Raw genomic sequence first — 6,000 nt, forward strand, 5'->3', positions numbered from 1 at the left:
ACATCGGTACAGCCGTTGGCGCTGAGAAGAACCCCCACAGCAAGGGGAGCCGCCATGGCGGCGATACTCGACGAGGCGGCGGAGCGCGCCGCGAAGGGGGGCATACAGGTGACCACAGCACAGAGGCACGTCAACTGGGAGTTCGCGGAAAGGGTACTGGACGCGGTACTCCCCGGGTCGACGGCGTACAACCCCGACAAGATGACCGGCATCCCCCTGGAAGACTGGCAGCCCTTCGACCTCGAAAAACGGGACGCCGATGTCATCGAGGACGATTTCCTGTCGTACTGCGAGGACCTCGAAGGCCCTCTCATCGTGGTGAACAGCACCAGCTTCTACCCGGATCAGGGTCCGTACTTCGTCGAAGCCTCACACCTCGTCGATTTCGTCAAGGCTTTCGACACCCGCGTCCGTGACTACTTCATGTGGGCCGACGTGATCGTCGTATCGCCCGCCACTGGCATCGTCGTCATCGCTCAGGATCACGGCTGCATCGTGAAGGTACGCGGCAACGCGATCATGGCGAAGCCGAGGGATGCAGCCGACCAGTAGTCAGCCGCAGGCCCTCCTGGCTGAACCTTGTGGAGCGATGGTTCGCCGAGCTGACGAACAAACAGATACGGCGGGGCGTCCACAAGACCGTCCAGGCTCTGCAGCAGGACATCCGGGCGGCCGCGGGCTGAGCGATCAGGGCATCCGCCTGGGTTCGGGGACCGTGATCGCAGACGTTGCCGGCAGGGCTCGTTGCCGGGCCGCGGCCTGGGCCCGGCGACTCCTGTACACGGCGATGCCGTGGTCAGCCGGGTCACTGGTGAGCAGGAGCGCGGCGAGGCGTTGGATCTTGCGGTCCAGGGTGAGGGCGAGGCGCCGGCGTTCCCGGCCGCGGATCGCGGCGAGGGTGTGCGTACTGGTTTGCAGCTGGGCGGCCAGGAAGCTCGTGGGCCAGCCGCGTTCGGCGAGGTCCTGCAGGCAGGTGGCGGCCTTGTCCACCCCGACCAGGCCCGGGAGCAGCCGGTCCCGTCTGAAGATGCTGGCGAGGGGAATGCCGAGGATCGCTTCCGCGGTAGTGCGGTGGATGCTGTCCGGCCGTACGTCGGCGGGGCGGAGCAGGCGCCGGACGAGTGTGACGGCTACTCCGGATATCTCGGCGATGTCGCTTGCCGACAGTCCGGTCTCCTGCAGCCGGCGGGCCCTCGCGGCGGCTTCGGCCGACGGAATCCGGGCGGGACGGCCGGCCTTGAGCTCGTTGGTGCGCCGGGCGCGGTCCCGGCGTGCTGCGGCCCTGCATTCGGGCCGCGTGCAGCCGTAGTCGGCGCAGGTGGGGCTGCCGTGCCTGACCCGCGACCGGAGCGGCTGCTTGCGTCCCTTGCCCCCGGAGACAGCGCCGGGCTCTGCGGGTGGCGGGAGTGACGGTGAATTCATACAAGCGTGATTCTGCCCGCTCACTGCTCCGTCGTCGCCTGCCGGGTAGTCCTTGCCCTCGGCCCGGGCGGCCGGAATCAGTAGGCGGCATGGACACGGTCAGCATCTACGATGCCACCACTCCGAATCCGGATCTGCCAGAGGCTCATGGTGTGTTCGCCTGAGCAGGACCACGTCCAGACGCTCGACCTGCACTCGAAGTTCGGTGGCGGCCTTCGGCGGCAGCAACAACAGAGCCTCTTGCAGCCTGTCCCGGGCCCAGCCCTCGCCGCAGCACGAGCAGGTGAATTCGGCCTCCCACTGCCTCCACCGGCGCCTGGTGCCGTGGACGCGTACGGACCATACGCTCAGCGCCACTGACACGACGCCTGGAGACAACCGCTCCCGTTCGAGCACGCGGACGGCGGCATTCGCCGCCCCCGACAGACCTGGGACATCGCGATACCGAACCCATGGCCTCCTCCAAGCGCGTTCCCGCGGTCGAAGTGAAGCCGGCTTCCTACGCGGCACGGCCCCTTCGGATGCAAGTCATGTACGGCATCCTCCCACAATCCAAGATCGACCGGACCGCTCCTGTAGGCGCGCGCCCACGTCGTCACCTGGCCGCAGTGGGCGGATGATCTCGACCCCAGCGCGTTGCTGCTGCCGTTCTGGAGGTCGAGTGCGTCGATCAACGAGAGTGGGTAGCTACACCGCGGCCGCGATCCTGCGCCACGGGCCTTCGTAGAGGCCGTCGCAGTCCTGGCAGCGGGCCGTCAGAAATACCGACGCCAGGGTGTTCTCCTCACACGGCTCCACCACCTCGACACCGTCAGGGAACACGAGGAGCAGGCTCGGGGCCTCGCAAGCACAGGAACCGGTCCTGCGGGCGCCGGCGGTGGGCTGCCGGAGGATCGACACCTTCAGCAAGGTCGGCACCGGGGCAGCTGGGGCAGGCGGATTGAAATCGAGAGTGAGCGTCACATACCGGTCGCTGACATCCCATGCCCGCGCGCCGCCGTCGGCCGCCTCGGGGCGACGAGTTCGCCGTCGTCCTGAAGCTGCCCGCCGGCCGTCGCGAGCGGCGCCTGGAGCAGCTGGTCCGGATGATGTGCACGCCAGTTGTCCTGGACGACGGCCGCGCGGTCGACGTCGCCGCGTCGGTCGGTGCCGCGACCCCGGACGGGATCGGTGACCGAGACCTGCGCAAGCTCCAGCGGGCGGCCGATGCCGCGCTGTAGGACGATCGAGAACCGCCCGTGTCCCTGGAGCCGGCACGGCTGGCAAGGTGCGGGTCTTCCGCCTATTCCAGAGGTGTACGCGCCGCCGCCACGATCCTCTCCAGCGCCGATGCGTGCCGCTGGAATGCCTGACGCCCGTGCGGGGTGAGGCGGAGGTGGGTGTGGCGTCCTGTACGGTTCCGTGTTTTTCGGACCTCGACATACCCGGCGTCCGCCAACGCGGAGACCTGCTTGGACAAGGCCGAGTCGCTGGTGTCCACCGTGTCCCGGACGAAGCCGAACTCCACCCAGTCGGCCGGGGCCAGGAGCGCGACGACCGCGAGTCGCGCCGGAACGTGCAGGAACTCGTCGAAGTCGGGATCCATCAGCCGTGGCCGTTCCTGCGGATGATGGTCTCGACGACCGGGCGCAGCGCGTACGAGGCGACCACGGCCGCCAGGGCGGTGACGGCTGCGGCGAGCGTGTGCCGCGCCGGCAGGCTGAGGAAGTAGGCAGCGATCGCCACCGTCCAGAAGAGCGCGAGAAGCAAGACCCCGATGGCCGCATAGAACAGCGCCTCCGAGCCGACGACCTTCCGGCGGACCGGGGCCCGGCGCTGCTGCACGAACAGCCCGCCCAGGGTCAGGCAGTTCCCCGTCAGGACCGCGGCGGTGTTCCAAGGACTCGGCAGATCAAAGGACGAGCACACGGCGAACAGGCCCAGCGCCGAAATGATCACGTAGGGACGGGAGTAGCGCATGTACTCGCTGAGCGTCTGCTCCTGACGGTGGTGTATGGCGTTGAGGGCGGTCTGGGCGTCGTAAGGAGTCATGGGTGGCGTCCCTGGTCATCGAACTTCCGAGTACTTTCTCATGAGGAAAGTACCACCTTCTTTCCTGGAGGGAAAATAGGTGGTGGGGCGTCCAGCAGGCTCAGGGGCATCCGGAAGCCGAGGCTCCCCAATCGCCGGCCCGCCGCCTGCACACCTCCGGCGAGCAGCGCATCCCGCAGGGCGATCCCGTCCCCGCCACTCAGAACCCACCGGCCCGTTCACGGGGCGAAGGCGCCGATGCCGGTCAGGCAGCCGGGTCCACGGCATGCCGAAGGAGACCCGCCCATGCCCATGTCCGCGACCGCGACCGCGTACTACGCCGCCCACACCCAGGCCCTGCGCGATCACGGCGGGCCGCACGCAGGATCCGTTCCTGATAGGCCTTGTGCTCGTCGCTCATCGGCGCCTTGTGGCGCTCCTCGTCTTCCTTGCGCTCATGGACGGCTTCGCGGCGGCCGTTGGCCTGCTGTCGCAAGTACATCCACGCGACCACGCCGGCGTCCCTGCAGGCTCCCCCGCACAGCTGTTCCCGCTCGGAGACGGGGACGTTGCGCTGGGCCAGGACCCGATCCGTCTTGTAGAGGAAGTCCCACAGGTCAGCGATCGTGTCCTGCCCAAGGTTTTCCTGCTTGAGATCAAGAAGCATCTTGAGCTTTGCGTGCCAGACGATGTTGGCCACGGTGTGCCCTTCCCTGCCGGCGATCCCTGCTGTCGCCTCACTCCTCATGCCGTTCTTGCGAATGAGGCGGCAGCCGCGGGCCCGGCCGAGACGTCGTCCACGCCGTCGACTGCCCGGAGGCCCCCCGGGGTACGGCCCTTGAAGAGCAAGACGACGCTGCGCCCATCCACGACGAGGTCCGCTCCGCATGGCGCGTGTCCAGGCCCGGCAGGAACACCTGCTCGCCGGAAACTGAGCCCGGACGTGCGACGGCCCCGACCAGAAGTGTCCGGTCGGGGCCGTCGCACGTGCGGACCGGGCGTCGGGCCGGTCGAAAATGGTCCAGGAAGCAGTCGGCGACGGCCTTCTGCTATCAGGCCCCGGCGACGAACCCGGCCGTCGCGGGCCCGGCCACGATGCGGGTACGCCGATGGGCCTTCTGCGTGCCGCCCTCGCCGCAGGCCTTGGCGACCTCCCGGGCCTGGTGCAGTGCGACCCGGGCCAGGTCACTCCGGACAGCTTCCGGGTAGCTGTGCCTGCGCTCCTGCTGACGGGCGGTCGTCTCGGTCATCGCGTGCCTCCGTACCGGCCGCCCGGTGGGAGCGGGCGGTGCAGCACACAGACTGGGAACCGGGCCCGCTCGCGGTCATCACGGGCCGGCACCACCATGCGGGCGGTCAGGGCGACATGGAGCCGGAGAGCGCGCAGTGCCCGCGTTGCGGGGCGCTCACGGTGTTCATCGACTACCCGAACTCGTGACTCCTCCCCCTCGTGAACGAGGGGGCTTCTCGCTATGCCTGGTTGGCGTCGCGACGGACCAGCCCGGCCCGTAGAACGTTCAGAGCGCCCACCGTGTCGGCGTGCGCGATGTGGCCGCACGAGACGCAGTGGAACTTCTCCTGTGTGGGCCGGTTCTCCTTGGCGGTGTGCCCGCATTCGGGGCACCGCCGGGAGGTGTTGCGGGGGTCCACGGCCATCACTTCCCGCCCGGCGCTCTCAGCCTTTGCGTTCAGGATCGCGAGGAACACCCCCCAACCGGCATCAGCGATCGAGCGGTTCAGCCCGGCCTTGGACGAGGCCCCGTTGGGCAGGAAGCCGCCCGGTGTGTCGGGGTCGGGCTTCGGCCTGGGGGCCTGGCCCATGTTGCGGATCTTGAGGTCTTCGTGCGCGATGAAGTCGTGGTCGCGCACGAGGTCAAGGGCGGTCTTGTGCGCGTGGTCGAGCCGCTGGCGGCGGACCTTGCCGTGCAGGGCCGCGACCTTCTCCACAGCGCGCTGATGATTACGGGTGCGATCCTTGGCCTTGCGGCGGGGGAACCGGCTGAGCGCCTGCTGTGCCGCTTCGAGCCTCTTGGCGGCCTTGCGGGCGTGGCGCGGGTTTGGGATGTGCTCGCCGTTGGACGTGGTGAGGAACGAGGCGATGCCCAGGTCGATCCCGGCCACACTGCCCGTCGCGGGAAGCGGCTCGGGCCGGTCCTGCTCGGTGGTGAGCACGACGAACCACTTGCGGCCCTCACGCTTGACGCTGACGGTCTTGACCTTGCCGACCACCGCACGGTGCCGGTTGACCTTGACGTGCCCGACGCCCTGGAAGCGGACGCGGGTCACCGGATCGTGCGGCGTACTGTCCCACCGGCAGCCGTCCCCGTCCTTGGGGAAGTCCACGGTGTCGAACCAGTTCACGCCGCGAAAGCGCGGGTAGCCCGGGGTGTCGCCGGACTTGATGCGCCGGAAGAACGCCTGGAATGCCTTGTCGAGCCGGCGCAAGGTGGCCTGCTGCGAGCTGAACGACCAACGGCCCTGACGCTCCGGGTCGAAAGCCCGGATGCCCTTGAGCTGCGCGGACTGCATCCCGTACTTGATGCTCGTCTTCGAGGTGTGCCGGTAGGC

10 protein-coding genes are annotated in these 6,000 nt (G+C 68.7%); 3 read left to right on the top strand and 7 right to left on the bottom strand.

The features are described 5' to 3' along the window. Positions 1–54: 54 nt before the first annotated feature. On the top strand, positions 55–552 hold the full coding sequence (locus ACIQUT_RS37155; protein WP_403569753.1) for a hypothetical protein: 498 nt from the start codon (positions 55–57) through the stop codon (positions 550–552). 135 nt (positions 553–687) lie between these two features. Here ACIQUT_RS37155 and ACIQUT_RS37160 read toward each other — a convergent pair whose 3' ends face one another. Both ACIQUT_RS37160 and ACIQUT_RS37165 read right to left on the bottom strand, forming a co-directional pair. Next, entirely contained in the window at positions 688–1,422 is a 735-nt protein-coding gene (locus ACIQUT_RS37160) for a hypothetical protein (protein WP_403569754.1), read from the bottom strand. Positions 1,423–2,109: 687 nt separating this feature from the next. Then, positions 2,110–2,244, bottom strand: a complete 135-nt coding sequence (locus tag ACIQUT_RS37165) for a hypothetical protein (RefSeq protein ID WP_403569756.1) — start codon at positions 2,242–2,244, stop codon at positions 2,110–2,112. 161 nt (positions 2,245–2,405) lie between these two features. Here ACIQUT_RS37165 and ACIQUT_RS37170 point away from each other — a divergent pair, with 161 nt between their 5' ends. Next, positions 2,406–2,642, top strand: a complete 237-nt coding sequence (locus ACIQUT_RS37170) for a hypothetical protein (RefSeq protein ID WP_403569758.1) — start codon at positions 2,406–2,408, stop codon at positions 2,640–2,642. 62 nt (positions 2,643–2,704) lie between these two features. On the opposite strand, the gene ACIQUT_RS37175 is transcribed toward ACIQUT_RS37170, so the two are convergent. From ACIQUT_RS37175 to ACIQUT_RS37190, 4 genes are all read right to left on the bottom strand, one after another. Then, a complete protein-coding gene (locus tag ACIQUT_RS37175) occupies positions 2,705–3,007 on the bottom strand; it encodes a winged helix-turn-helix domain-containing protein (protein WP_403569760.1) in 303 nt (100 codons plus the stop codon). Continuing rightward, positions 3,007–3,453, bottom strand: a complete 447-nt coding sequence (locus ACIQUT_RS37180; RefSeq protein ID WP_403569762.1) for a hypothetical protein — start codon at positions 3,451–3,453, stop codon at positions 3,007–3,009. The genes ACIQUT_RS37175 and ACIQUT_RS37180 overlap by 1 nt, the downstream gene beginning before the upstream one ends. A gap of 244 nt (positions 3,454–3,697) precedes the next feature. Next, entirely contained in the window at positions 3,698–4,132 is a 435-nt protein-coding gene (locus ACIQUT_RS37185; protein WP_403569764.1) for a hypothetical protein, read from the bottom strand. A gap of 352 nt (positions 4,133–4,484) precedes the next feature. Next, positions 4,485–4,682: a hypothetical protein gene (locus ACIQUT_RS37190; protein WP_403569766.1), complete on the bottom strand. Its 198-nt coding sequence runs from the start codon at positions 4,680–4,682 to the stop codon at positions 4,485–4,487. A gap of 38 nt (positions 4,683–4,720) precedes the next feature. Between ACIQUT_RS37190 and ACIQUT_RS37195 the strand changes: the two genes are divergently transcribed. Further along, the gene (locus ACIQUT_RS37195) at positions 4,721–4,870 is read left to right on the top strand and encodes a hypothetical protein (protein WP_403569768.1); all 150 of its coding nucleotides are present in this window, start codon (positions 4,721–4,723) and stop codon (positions 4,868–4,870) included. A gap of 32 nt (positions 4,871–4,902) precedes the next feature. On the opposite strand, the gene ACIQUT_RS37200 is transcribed toward ACIQUT_RS37195, so the two are convergent. Further along, the coding region (locus tag ACIQUT_RS37200; RefSeq protein ID WP_403569770.1) for an RNA-guided endonuclease InsQ/TnpB family protein at positions 4,903–6,000 on the bottom strand (1,098 nt) is incomplete at its 5' end.

Origin of the sequence: Streptomyces sp. NPDC090445, from assembly GCF_044769385.1 — a bacterium.
In the GTDB taxonomy this organism is placed as follows: Bacteria; Actinomycetota; Actinomycetes; order Streptomycetales; family Streptomycetaceae; genus Streptomyces.

Bases quoted from the DNA above. Each gene is read 5' to 3' on its own strand.
- ACIQUT_RS37155 (WP_403569753.1), top strand. From the start codon at position 55: ATGGCGGCGATACTCGACGAGGCGGCGGAGCGCGCCGCGAAGGGGGGC.
- ACIQUT_RS37160 (WP_403569754.1), bottom strand. From the start codon at position 1,422: ATGAATTCACCGTCACTCCCGCCACCCGCAGAGCCCGGCGCTGTCTCC.
- ACIQUT_RS37170 (WP_403569758.1), top strand. From the start codon at position 2,406: ATGCCCGCGCGCCGCCGTCGGCCGCCTCGGGGCGACGAGTTCGCCGTC.
- ACIQUT_RS37175 (WP_403569760.1), bottom strand. From the start codon at position 3,007: ATGGATCCCGACTTCGACGAGTTCCTGCACGTTCCGGCGCGACTCGCG.
- ACIQUT_RS37180 (WP_403569762.1), bottom strand. From the start codon at position 3,453: ATGACTCCTTACGACGCCCAGACCGCCCTCAACGCCATACACCACCGT.
- ACIQUT_RS37190 (WP_403569766.1), bottom strand. From the start codon at position 4,682: ATGACCGAGACGACCGCCCGTCAGCAGGAGCGCAGGCACAGCTACCCG.